The following is a 22,683-nucleotide window of genomic DNA, read 5'->3' on the forward strand; positions in this document are numbered from 1 at the left end:
CCCCCGCGTCCTGCTCGGACGCGGGGGCGCACCCCTATCATGGGTGGCGTGAACACGGTGAACGGACTGACCTGGATCATCATGCTCGCGCTCTGGGCGCTCGCCTTCGGGGCCACGGCGTTCGCGCTGATCCATGCCCTGCGCCAGCCCGCCGATGCCTTCACGGCGGTCGACAAGCTGAAGAAGCCGATCTGGGCCGGGATCCTGGCGGGCGCCCTGCTGCTCCTGCTGCTGTCCTACGCGAGCCTGAACCTGTTCGCCTTCATCGCGATCATCGCCACCGGCATCTACCTGGCCGATGTCCGGCCGAAGGTGGACGAGGTGCAGCGCGGGCCGCGCTGGTAGCGCTTCCCGGGCTGGCTCTGCCGCTCCCGCGGAGTTACTGTAAGTAGCAGTAACACAAAGGAGTGTCCGATGCGTGCGAAAACGCCGGGCCGGTTGGCCGGGTACCGGGCGGGGCTGCGCTCCCGCACCTACGCCACCGCCCTGCTGAACCGCCCCACCGCGCCGCGCCGCACGCTCGACGTGCGCGCCGCCGACGGCGCCCGGCTGCGGGTGTACGCCTACGGGCCGGAGGACGCGCAGCCCGTGCTGCTGATCCACGGCTGGACCTGCGCCATCGAGTACTGGAACGCGCAGATCAACACCTTCGCGGGCGAGTACCGGGTGATCGCCTACGACCAGCGCGGCCACGGCCGCAGCGAGCGCGGGCGCAGCAAACTCACCATGGACCTGCTCGCCGACGACCTGGTCGCGGTGCTGGACGCGGCGCTCGCGCCGGGGGAGCGCGCGGTGCTGGTCGGGCACAGCCTGGGCGGGATGACGGTGCAGGCCTGGGCCGCGCGGTACCCGGAGCGGGTGCGCGAGCAGGCGCGGGCCGTGCTGCTCACCAATACCGCCTCCGGGCAGCTGGTCGCCGAGACCACGGTGCTGCCCTGGTTCAACCGCACGGCGCGCTTCCTGCGCCGCAAGCTGGCGCTGCCGCTGGTGGTTGGCCGGTTCGGGCTCGGGCTGCCGATCCTCTTCCCGCCGGTCGCGCCGATCCGCTGGCTCTTCGCCCGCGGCATCATGCACCCGAGCTCGACCAGGGAGCTGCTCGACTACAGCATGGGCGTGGTGCGCTCCTGCCCGTCGCTGGTGCGGGCCAAGTTCGGGCTGCTGCTCGCCGAGATGGACCTCGGCGACGCGGCGCGGCACCTCTCCGTGCCGACCACGGTGCTGGCCGGGAAGTACGACCACCTGACCCCGCGGGTGCACGCCGACCGGATCGCCGAGCTGCTCCGCGCGAACGGCAACCTGCGGCGCCAGGCCGAGCTGCCCACCGGGCACCTCGGCAATGTCGAGGCCTACCCGGAGTTCAACGCGGAGCTGGCCGGCGTGCTCGACGCCGCGCGCGACGAGCGGGTGCCCGCCGCGGGCTAGGAGAAGATCACCGTCCTGCGGCCGTGCACGAGCACCCGGCCCTCCAGGTGCCAGCGCAGCCCGCGGGCCAGCACGACGCGCTCGATGTCGCGGCCCTGCCGCACCATGTCGCGCACCTCGTCGGCGTGGTCGATCCGGGTGACGTCCTGCTCGATGATCGGCCCGGCGTCCAGCTCGGCGGTGACGTAGTGGCAGGTCGCGCCGATCAGCTTCACCCCGCGCGCGAACGCCTGGTGGTACGGGCGGGCGCCGACGAACGAGGGCAGGAAGCTGTGGTGGATATTGATCGCCCGCCCGGCCCAGTGCTGGCACAGGTGCGCGGGGAGCACCTGCATGAAGCGGGCGAGCACGACCGCGTGCGGGTCGTGCGCGTCGACCAGCTCGCGCACCTTCGCGAAGGCGGGGCCGCGCTCGGCCGGGTCCTTGGGGAAGGGGACGTGGTGGAACCGGATGCCGTGCGCCTCGGTGATGCCCGCCAGGTCGGGGTGGTTGCCGATCACCGCCTCGATGGTGGCCGGTAGCTCGCCGGTGGTGGCCCGGCCCAGCAGGTCGTGCAGGCAGTGCGCGTCCCGGCTGACCAGCAGCACCGCGCGGCGGCGCTCGCCGGTGTCCAGCAGCTGCCACTCGGTGCCTGGCCCGAAATCGGCCGCCACCCCGGCGAAGCGGTCGCGCAGCTCGGCGAGCTCGAACGGGACGGTCGAGGCCGCGATCGCCTGCCTGGTGAAGAACCAGGCGTTGTCCGGGTCGGAGTAGTAGCCCGCCTCCACGATGGAGCCGCCGAACTCGGCGATGAACGAGGTGATCCTGGCGATGATGCCGGGGCGGTCCGGGCAGCCGAGGGTCAGCACGAAGCGTCGGTCGTTCGGGGCGGAGGTCATCCGCCCATCCTTGCAAACCGGGTCAGAGCTCGTAGAAGGCGTCCGCGTAGCGGAAATCCCCGGCGATCCGGTCCTCGAAGGCGCTGAGCGGGCGCACCTGGAAGTGCGTCGCCCACTCCGGCTTGTCCGGCGCGATGCCGTACCGCGCGCCGGGGGCGAAGCCGAACCGCGGGTAGTAGTCCAGGCTGCCGAGCAGGCCGATCAGCGGCTCGTCCAGCGCGTCGGCGGCGCCGAGCGCGGCGTGCACCAGCGCCGCGCCGACGCCCGCGCGCTGCCGCTCCCGCAGCACCCCGAGCGGGCCGAGCGCGAGCACCGGGAACGGCCCGACCGCGGCCCTGGTCAGGCAGGTGTGCCCGATGACGGCGCCGTGCTCCACCGCGACCAGCGAGAGCGTCGGGATCCAGGCATCGCCGCCGCGCAGCGCGTCGACCAACCCCACCTCGACCGGGTCGGGGACGGCGGGGTCGGCGAACGCGCTGCGGTGCACGGCGGCGATCCCGGCGATGTCGGCGGGGCGTTCACGGCGGATCAGCACGGCTCCACTCTCCCCTCGAGCGCTGCGGGCACGCAATGTAATTCGCCACCCGTGTGCCAGACTTTCACCTCATGGCAGAACCCGCGTGGCCGAGCCGGGCCGAAGTCGCCGCCGTCATCGACCACACCCTGCTCGCCCCGGAGGCGACGCCTGCCCGGGTCGCCGCGCTGATCGACGAGGCGCGCGAGCTCGGCGTACTGGCGATCTGCGTCTCGCCGGCCATGCTGCCGGTGCGGGCGCCGGGGTTGGTGGTCGCGACCGTGGCGGGCTTCCCCTCCGGCAAGCACCACTCGCTGGTGAAGGGGGCCGAGGCGCGGCTCGCGGTGCAGCAGGGCGCGGACGAGGTGGACATGGTGATCGATGTCGGCGCCGCCGTCGCGGGCGACTACGCCGCGGTGCTCGCCGACATCGTCACGGTGCGCGAGGCGGTCGGCGAGCGGGCGGTGCTCAAGGTCATCATCGAATCCGCCGCGCTGCGCGACGAGGCCATCGTCGAGGTGTGCCTGGCGGCCGAGCGGGCGGGGGCGGACTTCGTCAAGACCTCCACCGGCTTCCACCCGGCGGGCGGGGCGAGCGTGGCCGCGGTGCGGCTGATGGCCGAGACGGTGGGCGGGCGGCTCGGGGTCAAGGCCAGCGGCGGCATCCGCACGGCGGCGGCCGCCGCGGAGCTGCTCGCCGCGGGCGCCACCCGGCTCGGCCTCTCCGGCTCGCGCGCGGTGCTGGACGGCTTCGCGGGCTGAGCTCAGCAGCGGATCTCCTGGTTGCTGTTCTGGTCGGTGGTCAGGTCGAAGTGGCCGCCGGTGAGGTGCACGTCGATGCCGCTGTCGGTGACGGCGATCCGGTCCGCGCGCATGCCGATCGGGAAGGCCTGCAGGCTCTCGGTGAACAGGTCGACGATGCCCTGCACCAGGTCGGTGGGGAGCCCGATACCGAGGAACTGGGCCGCGGTGGTGTCCACGTCGACCCGGTCGGCGCGCACCTGCGGGCGCACCTCGAGCTGGGCCAGCCCGCCGAGCACGTCCATGGTGACGGTGCCGCTGTCCGCCGAGGACTGCACCCCGCTCACCATGCCGGTGAGGGTCTGCGCGATCCCCTCGTTGCTCCAGGTGACGTCGGCGGAGGATCCGCCGACGCTGCCGCCGCCGTCGTCGTTCAGGACGACGTCGGAGAAGGTGGCGTGCACGACCATGCCCTCGGCCGGGCCGAAGCGGTTGTCCCTGCTGTCCACCGTCACCTCGGGCACCTTGCCGTCGAGGTAGGTGAGCAGCAGCGGCTTCGGGCCGAAGGAGACGTCGATGGCCGAGCCCATCTCGCGCTCGAACTGGGAACTGATGCATTCCGAGACCCGGTGCCTGGCGTAGGCCTCGGTGCCGACGATGGCGCTGCCGAGCAGGAGAACGACCACGACGAGGGCGATCACCAGCGGACGCCGCCGGTCGGTGCGCCGGGCGAGGGACGGTGCTGTGCTCATGCCGCTCGATTCTTCCGCAGATTTCTGAGCCGGTTCTGTGGACACGGTGAAGGCTCTGCCAATGTCCGCGGGTTGGGACCGAACCGGACGAAATGTGACATGCGGCACAGCCTTACGGCGTAATCTCGGATCATGGCGGGCAACGATGCGAGCCGCCGCTTGCACGGCTGGGCGGAACTGCGTGAACTGGCGGCGCGGCACGCCGGCTACTTCACGGCGCGGCAGGTCATGCGCGCGGGCTGCGAGGCGCGGGTGCGCGCCGGGCTGGAGGACGGCTCGATAGCGCGGGCCGCCATGGGGATGCTGCGGATCGCCGGGTCGCCGGTCGGGCCGCTGGACGAGTACGCCATGTGGGCGGCCTGGTTCGACGACGAGGTGGCGGTCTCCCACCAGAGCGCCGCCGACCTGCACGGGCTCGGCAGGCTGCGCCCGCGCTTCCTGCACCTCTCGGTGCCCGCCGGGCGGCCGCCGGTGACGCCGCGGGTCGTCGTGCTGCGCCGGGCGCTGGCCGGGGACGAGGTGGAGTCGGCCGGGCCGTTCCTGGTGACAACGCCGGTGCGCACCGTGCTCGACCTCGCCGAGGGGGATATCGCGCAGGTCGCGCTGGACGAGGTGGTGGCGGATGCCGTCGCCATCGGGCGGTGCACGGCGGGGGAGATCCGGGCCGGGGGCACCGGCCTCGCGCCCCGCGCCGCTGCCCGCGTGTATCGCGCGTTGGCAGCGGTGTAGCCCCTGGCCGCCGCGGCGTGCGCGGATGCCGGGCTGTGGCCGTGCGCCGGTGGTTCGCGGGTGCGGTGGGCGCTGTGCGCGATCGCCGCCCGGCGGCGGAACGGCTGGTTCAGGACAGCGGTGCCGCGTCCGTCGGGGCGACGTAACCCCACGGCACGCTGAGGACGCAGTCGCGCATGCGGCGGCGGAAGCGGCGCAGCGGGACACCCTGCGCGGCAAGCGCTTCGGCGGCGACCCGCCAGCGGAACCGCGGCCCGAAGGGGGCGACCGGCGCGGCCTGCGCCCAGGCCCGGTCGGCGGCGGTGAGCAGGGCGTGCACCGGCTCGCCTGGCACATTGCGGTGGATGAGCGCCTTGGGCAGCCGCTCCGCGATATCGGAGGGGCGCTCGACGGTGAACGGGTCCCAGGCCAGGGTGAGCGTCAGCGGGCCGGTGCGGTCGAGCAGGACCCAGGCGCAGCGCCTGCCCAGCTCGTCGCAGGTGCCGTCGACCAGCAGGCCGCCGGGGGCCAGCTTTCCGAGCACCGTCCCCCACGCCTCCGGCACCGCCGACTCCGGGTACTGGCGCAGCACGTTGAAGGCGCGCACCAGGGTCGGCCGCAGCCCGGCCAGCTCGAAACCGCCGCGGGCGAAGGTGACCCCATCCCGAGCGGGCACCACCCGCTCCGGATCGATCTCGAGCCCGACCACCCTGACGTCGGCGCGCACCGCGCGCAGCCGCGCGGCCAGCTCCAGCGTGGTCCACGGCTGCGCGCCGTAGCCGAGATCCACCACCAGCGGGTCGGCGGCCTCGAGCAGCCGGGCGCGGACCAGCGGGTCGGCCACCAGCTGCCGGTCGCTGCGGCGCAGCCGATTGACCCCGGTGGTCCCGCGGGTGACGGTGCCGACCGGCCGCCCGCTCAGTGCGCCGGAGTGCCCGCTTCCAGCCACTTCAGCGTCTCTTCGGCCTCGCCGCGGAACAGGTCGACCAGGTTCACCAGGATCAGCTGCTCCAGCCGCGGCCCGACCATGGGAATGAAGACCTTGGCCTCGGAGGAGAAGCGGATGGTGCTGCCGGTCTCGGTGGGGAAGAGCCGGATGGTGCCGTTCAGGCTGCCCGGCCCGGCCGGGATGGAGGCCGAGTACTTGCCGTGCACCTCGTCCTCGCGGAACGGGCCCCAGCTCTCCTTGCGGGTGATCACCATGTCCTTGCGGATCACGGTCTGGGCCATCTCCGGCAGCATCTCGCGCGGGATGATGTGCTCCAGCACCACCTCGATGCCGGTCTCCGCGGCGTCCACACTGACCACGTGGTTCGGCGAGTACTTCCGCATCTCCTCGACCCTGGCCTCCCAGTAGTCGCGGGTCGACAGCGCCGCGTACAGCTCCTTGGTGGTGTGCAGCGGGTAGCGGGCGGAGTAGTCGAGTCGGCGAGCCATGAGCGGACACGTTACCGGTGCCCGCGCGCCGGCCGGCACACGGCGGGCGATGTGGGGAACGCCCACAATCCGCCCGCCCGCGGCATGGTGCCGCGCCCCATCCTCAGTGCCGGGCGAGCCAGGTGTCGGTGAATTCGGCCTCGTTGCCGAGCAGCTCGGTGAGCCGCTCGGCGATGGCCGCCTCGATCTTCCCGCCGAAGAGCGGCACCTTGACCTCGATGGTCCCGGTGATGGTCGCCACCGCCCCCTCGCCCTCCGCGGCCAGCGCGATACTGCCGCGCACCTCGGCGGGGGCGCCATCGACCTTGGCGGTGAAGGTGCCGGTGTCGCCGACCCACTCCTCGACCCGCGGGATGATCAGGTCGCCCGGCCGCACCGCGGTGATCGCGGCGGGGAGCAGCTCGGCGGCGATGGCCTGCACCAGCTCGGCCCGCACCCGGTCGCCCTCGATGGTGATCGAGTCCAGCCTGGCATTCGGCCCGCCGACCTCGGCGATCCGGTCCTTCCAGTACTGCTCGTCGGCGATCGCCGCGCGCACGGCCGCGGCCGAATGGGTGTAGCGGGCGGTGTACGCCAGGGGGGTCGCCATGGTCGGACACGCTACCGTCTCCAGCGTGCGATCTACTCGGGTGGTGTCCTCGGACGAGGTGCGCGAACTGCTGGCCGATTCCGGCGCCGACGTGCGGCCTGACGTGCCGCTGGCCGGGCTGACGACGCTGCGCGTCGGCGGCCCCGCGACCGTGGCCGAATGTGCCGATGAGACGTCCCTGGTCCGCACCGTCGGCGCGCTGGACGCGGCGGGGATCCCGGTGCTGCTGCTGGCGGGCGGTTCGAACCTGCTGATCGCGGACGAGGGCTTCCCCGGCGTCGTGGTGCGGATCGCGAGCGCAGGGGTCGAGCTGACCGCCGACTCGGTGCTGGCCGATGCGGGCGCGGTCTGGGACGACGTGGTGGCGCGGACCGTCGCCGCCGGGTTCGGCGGGCTGGAGTGCCTCTCCGGCATCCCGGGCTCGGCGGGCGCGACCCCGGTGCAGAACGTCGGCGCGTACGGCGTCGAGGTGGCCGGGCTGCTGCGCCGGGTCCGGCTGCTGGACCGGGCGAGCGGCGCGGTCCGCTGGGCCGAGCCCGCCGAGCTCGGCTTCGGCTACCGGACCAGCGTGCTCAAGCACTCGGATGCCGCCGTCGTGCTCGCGGTGGAGTTCGCGCTCGACCCGACCGGCGCCAGCGCGCCGCTGCGCTACCGGGAGCTGGCGGGCATCTTCGGCGCCCAGGAGGGCGAGACCAGGCCCGCCGCCGAGGTGCGCGACGCGGTGCTGCGGCTGCGCGCGAGCAAGGGCATGGTGCTGAACGACGCCGACCACGACACCTGGAGCGCGGGCTCCTTCTTCACCAACCCGGTGGTGCCGGAGCCCGAGGTGGAGCGGGTGCGGGCGGCCATCGCGGCGCGGGTCGGCGACGTTCCGGTGCCGGTCTACCCGGCGCCGGACGGGGTGAAGTTCTCCGCGGGCTGGCTGATCGAGCGGGCCGGGTTCGGCAAGGGTTTCCCGGGCGCCGATGCCCCCGCCCGGCTCTCCACCAAGCACACGCTGGCGCTCACCAACCGCGGCGCCGCCACCGCCGCCGACCTGGTGGCGCTGGCGCACACCGTGCGCGACGGGGTCGCCGAGCGGTTCGGCGTCCGGCTGCACCCGGAGCCGGTCACGGTCGGGCTCACCGTGTGACCCGATCGCACCGGCGGTAGCGCGGCACCGGGCGTAGATTCGAGGAAGTGCGCATACGCCAGGCTTTCCGAAGGTCAGCGGCCGTGCTCGCGGCCATCGTGCTCTCCGTGCTCGCGCTGCTGCTCGCGAGCTGCGGCTCCGACGGCTCCGGGCCGGGCGCCGGGCCGGCCGAGCCGGTCGCCGAGGTCACGCTCGACCCCGGCGCCGACGCCACCGGTGTCAGCCCGACCGCGCGGATCGCGGTCTCGGTGGCGAACGGCACCATCGACCAGGTGGCGCTGAGCAATGCCGCGGGCAAGCAGGTCGCGGGCGAGCTCAGCGCGGACCGGCGCGAGTACACCGTCACCGAGCCGCTCGGCTACGACGCCACCTACACCTGGGCGGGCACCGCCATCGGCACCGACGGCAAGCCGGTGCCGATCGCGGGCGCGTTCCGCACGCTGGCGCCGACCGGGACCACCCCGGCCACGCTGAATATCGGCGACGGCCAGGAGGTCGGCATCGCCGCGCCGATCATCCTGAAGTTCACCGGCCCGGTTCCGGACAAGGCGGCGGCGGAGAAGGCACTGACGGTCACCACCGACCCGCCCACCGAGGGGGCGTGGGCCTGGCTGCCGGACGACGGCGGCGCCCGCGCGCACTGGCGGCCGAAGAGCTACTGGCAGCCGGGCACGACCGTGCACGTGGACGCCAAGCTCTACGGCGTCGCGCTCGGCGGCGGCAGCTACGGCGATTCCGACCTGACCACCGACTTCACCATCGGCCGCAGCCAGATCGTGCAGGCCGACGCCACCTCGCACCGGATCCGGGTGGTGCGCGACGGCGCCACCGTCTTCGACTTCGCCGCCAGCTACGGCGAGGGCAACGAGCCGCGCAATGTCACCCGCACCGGGATCCACGTGGTCACCGAGAAGTACGAGGACTTCCTCATGTCCAACCCGCCGTACTACGAGAACGTGCGCGAGCGCTGGGCGGTGCGGATCAGCAACAACGGCGAGTTCATCCACGCCAACCCGGAGTCGCTGGCGGCGCAGGGCTCGGCCAATGTCACCAACGGCTGCATCAACCTCTCCCCGGAGGACGCCGCCGCCTACTTCCCGACCGCCCGCTACGGCGACCCGGTCGAGGTCACCAACACCTCGATCGCGCTCTCCGCGGCGGACGGCGACATCTACGACTGGGCGATCGACTGGCCCACCTGGCAGTCGATGTCCGCGCTCTAGCGGCGCGGGGGCTCGGGGTCGGCGCCCCTGTCGGCGGCGGCGTCCGCCTCCACCTCGGCCTCGACCCGCTTGTGGTCGGCCTCGTGCCGCGCCACCTCGGCGTCCCGCTGCGCGAGCAGGTCGCGGATCTCGATGAGCAGCTCGGTCTCGGTCGGCTCGGCCGCCTTCTTGGTGCCGAACCGGTTCGTCAGGTGCCGCATCGGCATGATCAGCACGAAGTACAGCACCGCGGCGACGATCGCGAAGTTCAGCACCGCGCTGATGATCGGGCCGATCGCCACGAAGGTGGCGGGCTTGCTCGACACCAGCCGGAAGCCGAGCCCGAGCTCGTCGGTGCCGCCGAAGACCGCGAGCAGCGGGTTGATCAGCCCGTTCGACACCGAGGTGACGACCGCGGTGAAGGCGGTCCCCATGACCACCGCGACCGCGAGGTCGATGACGTTTCCCCGCAACAGGAAATCGCGGAAACCTTTGAACACGACCGGATCACTCCCACCCGTCTCGACTGCGGAACGGGTCCGATGCTAACGGCACGGCCCACCGGCCGCGCGGCTTCAGGAGCGGCGCGCGAAGCGGCTGGGCGGGGCCTGGTCGCGCGGCGCGACGGTGATCTGGTCCAGGTTCACGTGCGGCGGGCGGGAGGCGACGAAGCCGACGATCTCGGCGATGTCCTGCGCCACCAGCGGGTCGATCCCCTCGTAGACCTTGGCCGCCCTCTCCGCGTCGCCGGCGAAGCGGACCAGCGAGAACTCGGTCTCCACCGCGCCGGGCGCGATCTCGGTGAGCCGCACCGGCTTGCCGAGCAGCTCGCCGCGCAGGGTGCGGTGCAGCACCGCCTGGGCGTGCTTGGCCGAGGTGTAGCCGGAGCCGTTGTCGTAGGCGTGGAAGGCGGCCACCGAGGTGATGGTGACGATCAGGCCGTCGCCGGACTCGATCAGCTTCGGCAGCAGCGCCTTGGTGACGCGCAGCGTGCCGAGCACGTTCGTCTCCCACATCCAGCGCCAGTCGTCCAGGTCGGCCTCGGTGACCGGGGCCAGCCCCTTGGCGCCGCCCGCGTTGTTCACCAGGACCGAAGCGGCCTGGATCGTGTCTGTGAAGGCGGCCACCGACTCGTCCGAGGTGATGTCGAGCTCCAGCGCGGTGCCGCCGATCTCGTCGGCCAGCGCGCGCAGCCGGTCCAGCCGCCGGGCGCCGACGTAGACGTGGTAGCCCTGGGCGGCGAGTTGCCGCGCGGTGGCCTCCCCGATCCCCGAGCTGGCTCCGGTCACCACGGCATTCAAGCTGCTCATGGTTCTCGATCCTAGGCGGACCGTGGTCCGGGCTACCGTCTGGGAATGGCTATACGGGAAGTGGCAAGCGCTGACGGCACCGGCATCGTCTACCGGTCGAGCGGCCCCGATGACGCGCGACCGCTGGTGCTGCTGCACGGCTGGTCCGCCGATCTGCGCTGCTGGGGCGGGGCCGCCGACGACCTGGCCGAGCGCTTCCGGGTCCTCGCGGTGGACCTGCGCGGCCACGGCTACTCCGGCGCCCCGGCGACCGGCTACGACAACCCGGCGAACTGGGCCGCCGATGTGGCCGCGGTCCTCGCCGACGCGGGCATCGAGCGCGGTGCGGTACTGCTCGGCTGGTCCTACGGCGGCATCGTGCTCACCGACTACCTGGCCGCGCACGGCACCGCCGCGGTGGCGGGCGCGATCTACACCGGCGCCATGGCGAGCATCGGCAAGGGCGTGCCCGGCGCCGAGCCCGGCCCCGCGCTGCGGGAGGCGATGCCGGGGGTGTTCGAGGCGAGCCCGGGGCGGGCGCTGCGCGCGTTCGGCGCGTTCGGCGACGCCAACACCGGGCCGAGCCGGGAGCGCGGGGTGGACGCGCAGCGGCTCTTCGGCGCCAGCCTGGCCACCCCGCCCGCGGTGCGCAAGGCGCTGTTCTACCGCACCGTCGACAACTCCGCGGCGCTGCGCGCGCTGGACATCCCGGTCCTGGTCCTGCACGGCTCCGCGGACCCGGTGGTGCCGGTGGCGAACGGCCGCTACATCGCGGAGACCGCGCCGCGGGCGCGCGGGTCGTACTGGGAGGGCGCCAAGCACGGGCTCTTCCTGGAGGACCGCGCCCGCTGGGTGGCCGAGGTGACGGAGTTCGCCGACTCCCTGTGACCGCTCTCACCTCAGTGCGAAGCCGTGGTGGCCGGTGCCTGCCACCGGTGCACTATGGAGGGTGTGATTCATCGTCCGCGTCGCATCGCCGTGCTGTCGGTCCATACCTCCCCGGTGGCCCAGCCCGGCACCGGCGATGCGGGTGGAATGAACGTCTACGTGCTGCAGACCGCGCGGGAGCTGGCCCGGCGCGGGGTCGAGGTGGAGATCTTCACCCGCGCGACGTCGTCGAACCTGCCCCCGGTCGAGGAGGCGGCGCCCGGCGTGCTGGTCCGCAATGTGGTGGCGGGCCCGTTCGAGGGGCTGGACAAGCACGACCTGCCCACCCAGCTGTGCCCGTTCACCGCCGAGGTGCTGCGCCAGGAGGCGCGGCAGGCGCCCGGCTACTACGACCTGGTGCACTCGCACTACTGGCTCTCCGGCCAGGTCGGCTGGTTGGCGCGGGACCGCTGGCGGGTGCCGCTGGTGCACACCGCGCACACCCTGGCCGCGGTGAAGAACGCCGCGCTCGCCGACGGCGACACCCCCGAGCCTGCCAGCAGGGAGATCGGCGAGAAGCAGGTCATCGCCGAGGCCGACCGGATGATCGCCAACACCGTCGAGGAGGCGCGGCAGCTCATCGAGCTGTACGGCGCCGCGCCGGACCGGGTGGACGTGGTGCCGCCCGGCGCCGACCTCACCCGCTACCACCCCGGTGACCGCGGTGCCGCCCGGCGCGAGCTGGGGCTGCCGCAGGACGAGCGGATCGTCGCCTTCATCGGCCGCATCCAGCCGCTCAAGGCGCCGGACGTGCTGGTCCGCGCCGCCGCCGAGCTGCTGCGCCGCGACCCGACGCGCAGGCTCCGGGTACTCATCGTGGGCGGTCCTTCCGGCACCGGGCTGCAGCGCCCGGACTCGCTGATCGAGCTGGCCGCCGCGCTCGGCATCGGCGACCGGGTGATCTTCCTTCCGCCGCAGCCGCCGGAGCGGCTGGTGCAGGTGTACCGAGCCGCCGACCTGGTCGCCGTGCCGAGCCACAACGAGTCCTTCGGCCTGGTCGCCATCGAGGCGCAGGCCAGCGGCACCCCGGTGCTCGCCGCCGACGTCGGCGGGCTCGGCACCGCGGTGCGGGACGGCGAGACCGGGCTGCTCGTCCCCGGCCACCGCACCCCGGACTGGGCGGACGCGCTCGGCGCCGTGCTCGACGACGAACCCCGGCTGCGCGCCATGGGCGCCGCCGCGGTCACGCACGCGGCGGGCTTCTCCTGGGAGCACACCGCGGACGGGCTGCTCGACTGCTACGCCGCCGCGCTGAGCGGGTTCGGCGGGCGGCGCCGCGCGGGGGACCGGCTGCGCGCCGAACTCAGGGCGAATGATCCCGCCGCACCGCGGGTAACCGCCGAGCAGGCAGCCAGGCCCGAGCCCGCCTTCGGCGAGCCGGGGCAGGCACGGACGCGGGCGCTGTGGCGGCGCCGGATGGGAGCACGCCGATGACCGGAACGGCGCAACTGATCGAGGACACGCTGCGCGAGCGGGAGATCGAGTACACCCGCCCGGCCGACGGCACCTTCGTGGTGGTGCTGCCCGGCGAGCGCAAGCTGAAGACCAACGTCATGCTCACCGTCGGCACGCACGGGCTGCGGGTGGAGAGCTTCGTCTGCCGCAAGCCGGACGAGAACTTCGAGGGCGTCTACAAGTACCTGCTGCGCCGCAACCGCAGGCTCTACGCCGTCGCCTACACCCTCGACAAGGTGGGCGACATCTACCTGGTCGGCCGGGTCGCCGCGCACGCCGTCACCGCCGACGAGCTGGATCGCCTCTTCGGCCAGATCCTGGAGGCGGTCGACCAGGACTTCAACACCCTGCTGGAGCTCGGCTTCGCGGAGTCCATCCGCAAGGAGTGGAAGTGGCGGGTCTCGCGCGGTGAATCGCTGAAGAACCTGCGCGCCTTCGAGCACCTCGTCGATTCCGCCGACCGGGGCTGACCGGTCCGGGTGACAATCACCCGGTGAGGCAGATGTTCCGGCGGTGCCGCCGATGACGTGGATCGCGCTCGATATCGGGGCGACGAAGTTCGCGGCCGCGCGGGTGGGCGCGGATTCGGGAGGCTCCGCGCGGCCGCCGGATGACTGCGCGCCCGCCGAGTTCGGGCTCGGCGCCGTGCACCGGGCCGATGTGCCCGCGACCGGGGTGTGGGAGGTCTGCCGTGACCTCCTGGTCGAGGTCGCGGGCGGCGAGCCGGTCGAGGCCGTCGGGATCGGCGCCGCGGGCCCGGTGGATGTCACCGCGGGCGTCACCGGGCCGATCAATATCCCCGAGTGGCGGCGCGGGTTCCCGATCGTGGACTCGGTGCGCGCGCTCTTTCCCGGCGCCGCCGTGCGCTTCGCCATCGACGGCGCCTGCCTGGCGCTGGCCGAACAGCGCGCGGGCGCGCTGCGCGGCGTCGGGGACGCGCTCGCCATGACCGTCTCCTCCGGCATCGGCGGCGGCATCCTGGCGGGCGGCCGGGTGCTGACCGGGCGGACCGGCAATGCCGGGCACGTCGGCCACATCGTGGTGCCCGGCGAGGAGGTGCCGTGCGCCTGCGGCGGCTTCGGCTGCGTGGAGGCGGTGGCGAGCGGGCCGTCGTCCGTGCGCTGGGCCAGGTCGCACGGCTGGCGCGGCAGCACCGGCGCCGAGCTGGCGGATGCCGCCGCGGCGGGCAACTCGACCGCGCTGGCCGCCCTGGAGCGCGCGGGCACCGCGCTGGGTCGGGCGGTCTCCTCGGCCGCCGCCACGCTCGACATCGACCTGGTGGTGATCGGCGGCGGCTTCGCGGCCTCCGGCGAGCCGCTGTGGCGGCCGCTGCGCGCCGCCGTCACCAGGCACGCCAGGCTCGGCTTCCTGCGGCCGCTGCGGGTGCTGCCCTCGGAGCTCGCCGCGGGCGCCACCCTCGCGGGCGCCGCGGTGCTCGCCGCCGGGCCGGAGGCGAACACCGGTGACGTGCCAGAATGGCCCGCATGACGTACACCCTCGTGCTGCTGCGCCACGGCGAGAGCGAATGGAACGCCCTGAACCTGTTCACCGGCTGGGTGGACGTGCACCTCACCGACAAGGGTGTCGCCGAGGGCAAGAAGGCGGGCAGGCTGCTCGCCGAGCACGGGATCCTGCCCGACATCGTCTACACCTCGCTGCTGCGCCGCGCCATCAGCACCGCCAACATCGCGCTGGACGCCGCCGACCGGCACTGGATCCCGGTTGTCCGGGACTGGCGGCTGAACGAGCGGCACTACGGCGACCTGCAGGGCAAGAACAAGGCCCAGGTGCGCGACCAGTACGGCGAGGACCAGTTCATGCTCTGGCGCCGCAGCTACGACACCCCGCCGCCGCCGATCGATCCGGGCAACGAGTACAGCCAGGAGGGCGACCCGCGCTACGCGGGCATCGACGTGCCGAAGACCGAGTGCCTGCTCGACGTCGTGCAGCGCTTCCTGCCGTACTGGGAATCCACCATCGCGCCGGACCTGGTGGCCGGGAAGACCGTGCTGGTCGCCGCGCACGGCAACTCGCTGCGCGCCCTGGTCAAGCACCTCGACGGGATCTCCGACGACGACATCGCCGGGCTGAACATCCCCACCGGCATCCCGCTCCGCTACGAGCTGGACGAGAACCTGAAGCCGGTGCGCCCCGCCGAGTACCTGGACCCGGAGGCCGCCGCCGCGGGCGCCGCCGCGGTCGCGAACCAGGGCGGCGCAAAGTAGCACCCCCCGCTCGATCGGAGCCCGGTTCCCTGCGCGGAGCCGGGCTCCGGTCGTTTCGGCGGGCAGCTAAGTTCATGATCATTCTCCGGCTCGAAAACCAGAGGTAGTGGTCTGTTTCGGCCCGAAAATGGCGCTCGAACAGGCACCGTATTGGTATTCGTCCCTCTTCTTGTCGGTCGCCAAGTGTGCGAGACTTCCGCCGATCGATGACGCGAGAGGTGGATCAAGGCCGATGAGACCAGCGTTCCGGGTAGCGGCGACGGCTGTCGCCGCCGCCCTGTTCCTCCCGTTCGTGACCGGCGGCAGCGCGGCGCAACCGCTCCCCGCCGGGCCGGACGGCGGCGCGGCGGGCGCGGCCTGGCACGCGACCCACGACGGGCCGCAGCAGTACCCGAACGTGAACATCACCTGGGACGTGCCGATCACCATGAGCGACGGCACCGTGCTCAAGGCCAACCTCTACCGCCCGGCCGACGCCGCGGGCAACCCGGCGCCGGAGGCCACGCCGACCGTCATCAACCTGACGCCCTACACCAAGCTGGTCTCCAACCTCGCCGACCACGCGGGCTCGATCCCCGGCCTCTCGGACGCGGTGTTCCAGCTCTTCCGCGATTTCGACATGAGCGGAACCCCGCTCTCCGGCCTGACCGACCTGACCAAGGCGTTCGGCGGCGGCGAGCTGCGCAACTTCGCGGTGGACCGGAGCCTGGTCCGCAGCGGCTACTCGCAGCTCGTGGTCGACGTCCGCGGCACCGGCTTCTCGCAGGGCGAGTGGGACCTGCTGCGCGGCCGCGAGCAGCAGGACACCGTCGAGGTGATCGACTGGGCCTCGAAGCAGCCGTGGTCCAACGGCCGGGTCGGGATGAGCGGCGTCTCCTACTCGGGGATCAACCAGGTGCAGGCGGCCGAGAAGGCCCCGCCCGCGCTACAGGCGATCTTCCCCGTCGTGCCCGGCAGCGACCTGACCTCCGACGTGCTCGCCCCCGGCGGCGGCCTCGGCTTCGCCTTCCTGCCGCTGTGGCTCACCGCGATCAACGCGCTCAAGTGGGTGCCCGACGTGCAGTCGATGACCGCGGGCAGCTTCGACCAGCGGTGGCTGCACGACCGGCTCAGCAACCCCTTCACCTACCTCGACGTCTTCCTGGACGCCTACACCAGGACCAGGGTCGAGGACCTGGACCCGCGGGTGCGCGACCTGCTCACCGGAACCAGCGCGGACCGGGAGTCCTGGATCGGCGACCCGTCGAAGATCACCATCCCGACCTTCGTGGTCGGCGGCTGGCACGACCTGTTCACCTACTCGGAGACCAAGATCTACAACCAGGTCGCCGCGGAGCCGGGGCAGAAGCAGCTGCTCATGGGGAACACGTACCACCTGAACTCGGGCAACGAGTACAGCAAGCCGGGGCTTCCCCCGCGGCTGGACGTACTGCAGCGCGCCTGGTTCGACCGGTGGCTCAAGGACATCGACAACGGGATCGATCAGTACGGCCCGGTGACGCTGCGCCAGCAGGGCGGCGGCTGGGTCACCCAGGACGGGTTCGGTGAATCCGCCACCGGTGACCAGGCGGCCGAGCACCGCAGGATGTACCTGTCGGGTGCGCCGAGCGGCACCGCGCAGAGCGTCTACGACGGCTCACTGGTGGCGCAGCAGGACGGCAGCGGGCAGCGGCTCACCGTCGCGCCAGGGCTCACCGGGCTCTGCTCGAACGACGGCGCGCAGGCCACCATCGGGCTGCTCTCGGTGATCAATGCCTGCGGCGCCGACTCGCGCATCCAGGAGAGCAACGGCCTCACCTTCACCAGCGCCCCGGTGGCGGCGCCGACCACCGTCTCCGGCCCGATCGCGGTCCGGCTGAACACCGTGCAGGACGCGGCGGACGGCAACTGGGTGGTGACCGTCAACGACGTCGCCCCTGACGGTCGCTCCACCGTGCTTTCCACCGGCCAGCTGGTGGCCTCGCTGCGCGCCGTCGACGAGGCGCGCAGCTCCCGCTCGGCCAACGGCGACTACACCGACCCGCGCCCGCTGGTCTCGCTGGACGAGCGGCAGCCGACGGTGCCGGGCGAGGCGACCACGCTGGACATCACGCTCACCGCCACCGAGGCGGTGCTGCAGCCGGGGCACCGGCTGCGCGTCGACGTCTACGCGGGCAACTTCCCCAAGGGGATGCCGATCCTGCCCATGCTGGTCGACACCGGCATGCTGCCGCAGCACGTGCAGCTCGACCCGGAGCGGCCGAGCTTCGTGAACATCCCGGTGCGCGGCGAGCCCGGTTGGTGATCGCCGAGTGAGACCGAAGCCCGACTCCCGGGGGGAGCCGGGCTTCGCCCTTTTCGACCGCAGTGGCCGGTGCTCTTCTTACCGGCCGGTAAGTGTGCGAGAATTCCGCCGTTCTGCTCGATGGAGAGGTGGACCACAGCCGATGCGAAACGTGTTCCGGGTGACGGTGGCCGGGTTGGCCGCCGCGCTCTTCCTTCCGTTCCTCGGCCAGGGGGCCTCGGCCGGGCCGCTCCCCACCGGCCCGGACGGCGGTGCTGCGGGCGCGGCCTGGCAGGCGACGTACGACGGGCCGCAGCCGTACCCCAATGTGAACATCACCTGGGACGTGCCGATCACCATGAGCGACGGCACCGTGCTCAAGGCGAACCTCTACCGCCCGGCCGACGCCGCGGGGAATCCGGCGCCGGAGGCGACGCCGACCGTCATCAATATGACGCCGTACACCAAGCTGGTGTCGAACCTGGCCGACCACGCCGTCTCCATCCCCGGCCTGTCGGACGCCGTGATCCAGCTCTTCCGCGATTTCGACATGACCGGGACCCCGCTCTCCGGGCTGACCGATCTCACCAAGGCATTCGGCGGCGGCGAGCTGCGCAACTTCGCCGTCGACCGCAACCTGGTGCGCAGCGGGTACTCCCAGCTGATCGTCGACGTCCGCGGCACCGGCTTCTCCCAGGGCGAGTGGGACATGCTGCGCGACCGTGAGCAGCAGGACACCGTCGAGGTGATCGACTGGGCCTCGAAGCAGCCCTGGTCCACCGGCCGGATCGGGATGACCGGGCTCTCCTACTCCGGCATCAACCAGGTGCAGGCGGCGGAGAAGTCGCCGCCCGCGCTGCAGGCCATCTTCCCGGTGGTGCCCGGCAGCGACCTGCTCGCCGACGTGCTCGCGCCCGGCGGCGGCTTCGGTTTCGCCTTCATCCCGCTGTGGCTGGTGCTGATCAACGGGACCAAGTGGATCCCGAACGTCGAATCCATCGTCACCGGCAACTTCGACCAGCAGTGGCTGACCGACCGGCTGGCCTCGCCCTTCACCTACCTGGACGTCTTCATCGACGCCTACGCCAAGACCCGGCTGGAGGACCTGGACCCGCGGGTGCGCAGCATGCTGACCGACAACAGCCCGGAGCGGAAGGCGTGGCTCGGCGACCCGTCGAAGATCACCATCCCGACCTTCGTCACCGGCGGCTGGCACGACCTGTTCACCTACTCCGAGTCGAAGATCTACAACGACATCGCGGCGCCGCCGGGGCAGAAGCAGCTGCTCATGGGGAACACATACCACCTGAACTCGGGCAACGAGTACAGCAAGCCGGGCTTGCCGCCGCGGCTGGACGTGCTGCAGCGGGCGTGGTTCGACCGGTGGCTCAAGGACATCGACAACGGGATCGACGAGTACGGGCCGGTGACGCTGCGGCAACAGGGTGGCGGCTGGGTCACCCAGGACGGGTTCGGCGAGTCCGCGCCCGCGGATCAGGCGGCCGAGCACCGCAGGATGTACCTGTCGGGTGCGGCGAGCGGCACCGCGCAGAGCGTCTACGACGGCTCGCTCTTCCCGGCCGAGGACGGCAGTACCCAGCGGCTCACCGTCGCGCCCGGGCTCACCGGGCTCTGCTCCAACGATGCCGCGCAGGCCACCGCGGGCGTCCTCTCGGTGATCGACGCCTGCGGCGCCGACTCCCGCATTCAGGAGACCAATGCGCTGACCTTCACCAGCCCGCCGGTCACCGCCCCGACCACGATCTCCGGGCCGATCGCGGTCCGGCTGAACACCGTGCAGGACGCGATCGACGGCAACTGGGTGGTGACCGTCAACGACGTCGCCCCGGACGGCCGCTCCAGCGTGCTCTCCTCCGGCCAGCTCATGGCCTCGCTGCGGAAGATCGACGAGAGCCGCAGCTCGCGCTCGGCCAACGGCGACTACACCGACCCGCGGCCGCTGGCCTCGCTGGAGGACCGGCTGCCCACCGTGCCCGGCGAGCCGACCGTCCTCGACATCACGCTGACCGCCACCGAGGCGGTGCTGCAGCCGGGCCACCGGCTGCGCGTGGACGTCTACGCGGGTAACTTCCCCAAGGGGTTGCCGATCCTGCCGATGCTGGTCGACACCGGGCTGCTGCCGCAGCACGTGCAGCTCGATCCGACACGCCCGAGCTTCGTGAACATTCCGCTGAAGGGTGAACCCGGCTGGGGATAGCCAACATTGCGTTAACACCCGGCCAACAGGGTTGGAAGTGGCTGTGACCTGCGGGAAACTTCATGTACCGGCCATTGGCTGAACCGTCGGCGACCGTACGATTCTCGGTGTGAGCGTTCCCCAGGCCGTCCTGCTGGCTGTCCTCGCGGCCGTCGTCGGGCTGGCGGTCGGCGGGCTGGTCATTCCCTACGTGAACGCCAGGCAGGCCGAGAAGCGGCAGGCCGAGGCGGGGCTCACGACGTCGCAGGTGCTCGACCTCATCGTGCTCGCCTCGGAGAGCGGGATCGCGGTGGTGGACGAGTACCGCGACGTGGTCCTGGTGAACCCCCGCGCCGAGGAGCTCGGGCTGGTGCGCAACCGGCTGCTGGACGAGCGGGCCTGGGCCGCGGTGGAGAAGGTGCTGGAGAACGCCGAGCCCGCCGAGTTCGACCTCACCGCCAAGAACCCGCTGCCCGGCCGCAGCCGGATCGCGGTGCGCGGCGTCGCCAGGCCGCTCTCCAAGGAGAACAACTTCACCGTCCTCTTCGCCGACGACGACTCCGAGCAGGCGCGGATGGAGGCGACCAGGCGCGACTTCGTCGCCAATGTCAGCCACGAGCTCAAGACGCCGGTCGGCGCCATGAGCCTGCTCGCCGAGGCGCTGCTGGAGTCGGTCGACGACCCGGAGGCCGTGCGGCACTTCGGCAAGCGGGTGCTGGCCGAGTCCAGCAGGCTGGGCAAGATGGTCACCGAGCTGATCGCGCTCTCCCGGCTGCAGGGGGCCGAGAAGCTGCCGGAGCTGGAGGTCGTCGACGTGGACACCGTGGTGAGCTCCGCGGTCGACCGGTCCCGCACCGCCGCCGAGGCGGCCGGGATCACCGTCAGCACCGACCGGCCCAGCGGGCTCGAGGTGCTCGGCGACGAGACGCTGCTGGTCACCGCGCTCTCCAACCTGGTGGAGAACGCCATCGCCTACTCGCCCGCGGGCTCGCACGTCTCGGTCAGCCGCTCGCTGCGCGGCGACCACGTCGCCATGGCCGTCACCGACCGCGGCATCGGCATCGCCAAGGAGGACCAGGAGCGCGTCTTCGAGCGCTTCTTCCGCTCGGACAAGGCGCGCTCCCGCGCGACCGGCGGCACCGGGCTCGGGCTGGCGATCGTCAAGCACGTCGCCGCCAACCACAACGGCGAGATCACCCTGTGGAGCAAGCTGGGAACCGGCTCCACGTTCACCCTGCGGATACCCGCCCACCTCGAGGCGGATGCCGACCAGCGTCCGGTACCCCCCGTGGCGGGCAAGAAGGAAATGAGCCCGCGCCCGGCGCCGGGACGAGTCAATGGTGTGGAGGCACGTCGATGACCAGTGTGTTGATCGTGGAAGACGAGGAGTCGCTGGCCGATCCGCTCGCGTTCCTGCTGCGCAAGGAGGGCTTCGAGGTCACCGTCGTCGGTGACGGCCCCTCCGCGCTCGCCGAGTTCGACCGGGCGGGCGCCGACATCGTCCTCCTCGACCTGATGCTGCCCGGCATGAGCGGCACCGACGTGTGCAAGCAGCTGCGCACCCGCAGCGGGGTCCCGGTCATCATGGTGACCGCGCGGGACAGCGAGATCGACAAGGTGGTCGGGCTGGAGCTCGGCGCCGACGACTACGTCACCAAGCCGTACTCCGCCCGCGAGCTCATCGCCCGCATCCGCGCGGTCCTCCGCCGCGGCGCAGGCGACGACCTGGACGGCGGCACCGAGAGCGGCGTCCTGGAGGCCGGGCCGGTGCGCATGGACGTCGACCGGCACACCGTCCTGGTGAACGGCAAGCCGGTCACGCTCCCGCTCAAGGAGTTCGACCTGCTCGAATACCTGCTCCGCAACTCCGGCCGGGTGCTCACCCGCGGGCAGCTCATCGACCGGGTCTGGGGCGCCGACTACGTCGGGGACACCAAGACACTGGATGTGCACGTCAAGCGGTTGCGCTCGAAGATCGAGTCGGATCCGGCGAAGCCGGAGCACCTGGTCACGGTGCGTGGGTTGGGGTACAAGCTCGAGGCGTAGGGGCTCCCGGGCGAGGTCGCCGCGCGGTATCCATCATTCGATGGACATCTCCACGGGACCGCCACCCTTACGATGGGTGCCGAAGCCGCCTCGCCGGGCGGCCGCGATCCTGCCGCCTGCGACGAGTTGGCTCCGGATACTGCTGTGATGCGCCGCACCGCCGGGTGCTGAAGAGTGCGGCCCGCCCGCCCGAGCGGGGCCGTGCTCGATGCCCGTGTTGTTCGGCTAGACCGAGGGGTCCGAGATCAAGCGGACGGGGAGGGCATAGTGGTCGTCCATTAGCGGTACCGGTGGCTCGGGGGAGTCCGAGACCAGTTCGGCGTCCACTGTCACGAAGCGCTCGGTGCGCCCCTCGCTCCCGTCTTGCGATGGGATGCTCATGTCGGTCCTCGTGTCCGTTTGCTGGGTACGGGTCATGCCGGTCTGCGCCCCTCCCCGAAGACCCGACCGCAGGTCTTGCCCCCCATTCTAGAACAAACTTTTAGTTTGTTTCAGAGAACCGCCGGTTCGTGGCGATCCGTGGCGCTGGTGCAAGCATACCGAGAACCTCAGACGGACTGGTCTGTCCTGAGCTGACCAGCGCTTTTGTCTTGATCTGCGCGAGATATGCAGAAAAACGGCCAATCGCGGACAATTGCGTGTCCGCTTTCGGCAGTGGATGAATTTTAGTCCGGCTCGGACTGTCCGGTCGATACGTTCGGCCCCCTTCGTCTCAATCATCCCCTTGTACCGACGGGTAACAATCGACTCTGTTGTGGGGGTTGCTCTGCAATGGCAAACGATCAGCTACATGGGGTTCCCTAATGTGCGCCCGGTCAAACCTTGAATGTCGATACATCACGTACGATCCAGGCGTGTGGGCCGATCCTGCTGGTGAGATTGATTAGTTTGTGGAACGAGGTGATAG

The 22,683-nt window shown here is 71.9% G+C and carries 23 protein-coding genes; 15 read left to right on the forward strand and 8 right to left on the reverse strand.

The window, feature by feature from the left end:
- Positions 1-48 precede the first annotated feature (48 nt).
- The gene (locus ACFUUZ_RS26805) at positions 49-345 is read left to right on the forward strand and encodes a DUF2516 family protein (RefSeq protein ID WP_378700903.1); all 297 of its coding nucleotides are present in this window, start codon (positions 49-51) and stop codon (positions 343-345) included.
- Between the two features lie 69 nt (positions 346-414).
- Positions 415-1,422, forward strand: a complete 1,008-nt coding sequence (locus ACFUUZ_RS26810) for an alpha/beta fold hydrolase (RefSeq protein WP_378700905.1) — start codon at positions 415-417, stop codon at positions 1,420-1,422.
- On the opposite strand, the gene purU is transcribed toward ACFUUZ_RS26810, so the two are convergent.
- Together purU and ACFUUZ_RS26820 are read right to left on the reverse strand one after the other, a co-directional pair.
- Complete coding sequence (gene purU, locus ACFUUZ_RS26815) at positions 1,419-2,300, reverse strand: formyltetrahydrofolate deformylase (RefSeq protein WP_378700907.1); 882 nt, start codon at positions 2,298-2,300, stop codon at positions 1,419-1,421. The two genes, ACFUUZ_RS26810 and purU, sit on opposite strands and share 4 nt — an antisense overlap.
- 22 nt (positions 2,301-2,322) lie before the next feature.
- Complete coding sequence (locus ACFUUZ_RS26820; protein ID WP_378700909.1) at positions 2,323-2,835, reverse strand: GNAT family N-acetyltransferase; 513 nt, start codon at positions 2,833-2,835, stop codon at positions 2,323-2,325.
- Between the two features lie 71 nt (positions 2,836-2,906).
- Here ACFUUZ_RS26820 and deoC point away from each other — a divergent pair, with 71 nt between their 5' ends.
- Positions 2,907-3,575 (forward strand): deoxyribose-phosphate aldolase, encoded by a 669-nt coding sequence (gene deoC, locus ACFUUZ_RS26825; protein ID WP_378700911.1) that lies wholly within the window; start codon positions 2,907-2,909, stop codon positions 3,573-3,575.
- Between the two features lie 2 nt (positions 3,576-3,577).
- Here the strand turns inward: deoC and ACFUUZ_RS26830 are convergent, their stop codons facing one another.
- Positions 3,578-4,306: a DUF2993 domain-containing protein gene (locus ACFUUZ_RS26830; RefSeq protein WP_378700913.1), complete on the reverse strand. Its 729-nt coding sequence runs from the start codon at positions 4,304-4,306 to the stop codon at positions 3,578-3,580.
- A gap of 132 nt (positions 4,307-4,438) precedes the next feature.
- On the opposite strand from ACFUUZ_RS26830, the gene ACFUUZ_RS26835 reads away from it, so the two are divergent.
- Positions 4,439-5,035, forward strand: coding sequence for a type IV toxin-antitoxin system AbiEi family antitoxin domain-containing protein (locus tag ACFUUZ_RS26835; protein WP_378700915.1), 597 nt, complete (start codon positions 4,439-4,441; stop codon positions 5,033-5,035).
- 109 nt (positions 5,036-5,144) lie between these two features.
- On the opposite strand, the gene ACFUUZ_RS26840 is transcribed toward ACFUUZ_RS26835, so the two are convergent.
- From ACFUUZ_RS26840 to ACFUUZ_RS26850, 3 genes are all read right to left on the reverse strand, one after another.
- Positions 5,145-5,963, reverse strand: a complete 819-nt coding sequence (locus ACFUUZ_RS26840; RefSeq protein WP_378700917.1) for a class I SAM-dependent methyltransferase — start codon at positions 5,961-5,963, stop codon at positions 5,145-5,147.
- Positions 5,933-6,451 carry a DUF2505 domain-containing protein gene (locus ACFUUZ_RS26845; RefSeq protein WP_378700919.1) on the reverse strand — a complete coding sequence of 173 codons (519 nt, stop codon included), beginning with the start codon at positions 6,449-6,451 and terminating at the stop codon, positions 5,933-5,935. The genes ACFUUZ_RS26840 and ACFUUZ_RS26845 overlap by 31 nt, the downstream gene beginning before the upstream one ends.
- A gap of 103 nt (positions 6,452-6,554) precedes the next feature.
- Positions 6,555-7,040, reverse strand: a complete 486-nt coding sequence (locus ACFUUZ_RS26850; protein ID WP_378700921.1) for a DUF2505 domain-containing protein — start codon at positions 7,038-7,040, stop codon at positions 6,555-6,557.
- 40 nt (positions 7,041-7,080) lie between these two features.
- On the opposite strand from ACFUUZ_RS26850, the gene ACFUUZ_RS26855 reads away from it, so the two are divergent.
- Positions 7,081-8,172 carry a UDP-N-acetylmuramate dehydrogenase gene (locus ACFUUZ_RS26855; RefSeq protein ID WP_378700966.1) on the forward strand — a complete coding sequence of 364 codons (1,092 nt, stop codon included), beginning with the start codon at positions 7,081-7,083 and terminating at the stop codon, positions 8,170-8,172.
- 83 nt (positions 8,173-8,255) lie between these two features.
- A complete protein-coding gene (locus ACFUUZ_RS26860) occupies positions 8,256-9,395 on the forward strand; it encodes an Ig-like domain-containing protein (protein ID WP_378700923.1) in 1,140 nt (379 codons plus the stop codon).
- On the opposite strand, the gene mscL is transcribed toward ACFUUZ_RS26860, so the two are convergent.
- Together mscL and ACFUUZ_RS26870 are read right to left on the reverse strand one after the other, a co-directional pair.
- Positions 9,392-9,874 carry a large conductance mechanosensitive channel protein MscL gene (gene mscL, locus ACFUUZ_RS26865; RefSeq protein WP_378700925.1) on the reverse strand — a complete coding sequence of 161 codons (483 nt, stop codon included), beginning with the start codon at positions 9,872-9,874 and terminating at the stop codon, positions 9,392-9,394. The genes ACFUUZ_RS26860 and mscL overlap by 4 nt on opposite strands.
- Before the next feature lie 75 nt (positions 9,875-9,949).
- Positions 9,950-10,684 carry an SDR family NAD(P)-dependent oxidoreductase gene (locus tag ACFUUZ_RS26870; RefSeq protein ID WP_378700927.1) on the reverse strand — a complete coding sequence of 245 codons (735 nt, stop codon included), beginning with the start codon at positions 10,682-10,684 and terminating at the stop codon, positions 9,950-9,952.
- 45 nt (positions 10,685-10,729) lie between these two features.
- Between ACFUUZ_RS26870 and ACFUUZ_RS26875 the strand changes: the two genes are divergently transcribed.
- The 9 genes from ACFUUZ_RS26875 (at position 10,730) to ACFUUZ_RS26915 (ending at position 21,776) form a co-directional block, all read left to right on the forward strand.
- Entirely contained in the window at positions 10,730-11,551 is an 822-nt protein-coding gene (locus ACFUUZ_RS26875) for an alpha/beta fold hydrolase (protein WP_378700929.1), read from the forward strand.
- A 54-nt stretch (positions 11,552-11,605) separates the two neighbouring features.
- Positions 11,606-13,024, forward strand: a complete 1,419-nt coding sequence (gene mshA / locus ACFUUZ_RS26880) for a D-inositol-3-phosphate glycosyltransferase (protein ID WP_378700931.1) — start codon at positions 11,606-11,608, stop codon at positions 13,022-13,024.
- Positions 13,021-13,515: a YbjN domain-containing protein gene (locus tag ACFUUZ_RS26885; RefSeq protein WP_378700934.1), complete on the forward strand. Its 495-nt coding sequence runs from the start codon at positions 13,021-13,023 to the stop codon at positions 13,513-13,515. Before mshA ends, ACFUUZ_RS26885 begins: the two co-directional genes overlap by 4 nt.
- 52 nt (positions 13,516-13,567) lie before the next feature.
- On the forward strand, positions 13,568-14,533 hold the full coding sequence (locus ACFUUZ_RS26890; protein WP_378700936.1) for an ROK family protein: 966 nt from the start codon (positions 13,568-13,570) through the stop codon (positions 14,531-14,533).
- Entirely contained in the window at positions 14,530-15,270 is a 741-nt protein-coding gene (locus ACFUUZ_RS26895; RefSeq protein WP_378700938.1) for a phosphoglyceromutase, read from the forward strand. Before ACFUUZ_RS26890 ends, ACFUUZ_RS26895 begins: the two co-directional genes overlap by 4 nt.
- A gap of 232 nt (positions 15,271-15,502) precedes the next feature.
- Positions 15,503-17,554: a CocE/NonD family hydrolase gene (locus ACFUUZ_RS26900; RefSeq protein ID WP_378700939.1), complete on the forward strand. Its 2,052-nt coding sequence runs from the start codon at positions 15,503-15,505 to the stop codon at positions 17,552-17,554.
- Between the two features lie 142 nt (positions 17,555-17,696).
- Positions 17,697-19,751 (forward strand): CocE/NonD family hydrolase, encoded by a 2,055-nt coding sequence (locus tag ACFUUZ_RS26905; protein WP_378700941.1) that lies wholly within the window; start codon positions 17,697-17,699, stop codon positions 19,749-19,751.
- A 109-nt stretch (positions 19,752-19,860) separates the two neighbouring features.
- Positions 19,861-21,090 carry a sensor histidine kinase gene (locus ACFUUZ_RS26910; RefSeq protein ID WP_378700943.1) on the forward strand — a complete coding sequence of 410 codons (1,230 nt, stop codon included), beginning with the start codon at positions 19,861-19,863 and terminating at the stop codon, positions 21,088-21,090.
- A complete protein-coding gene (locus ACFUUZ_RS26915) occupies positions 21,087-21,776 on the forward strand; it encodes a response regulator transcription factor (protein ID WP_233020729.1) in 690 nt (229 codons plus the stop codon). Before ACFUUZ_RS26910 ends, ACFUUZ_RS26915 begins: the two co-directional genes overlap by 4 nt.
- Positions 21,777-22,683: the final 907 nt, after the last annotated feature.

This window comes from Nocardia sp. NPDC057353 (assembly GCF_042667085.1).
GTDB lineage: Bacteria > Actinomycetota > Actinomycetes > Mycobacteriales > Mycobacteriaceae > Nocardia.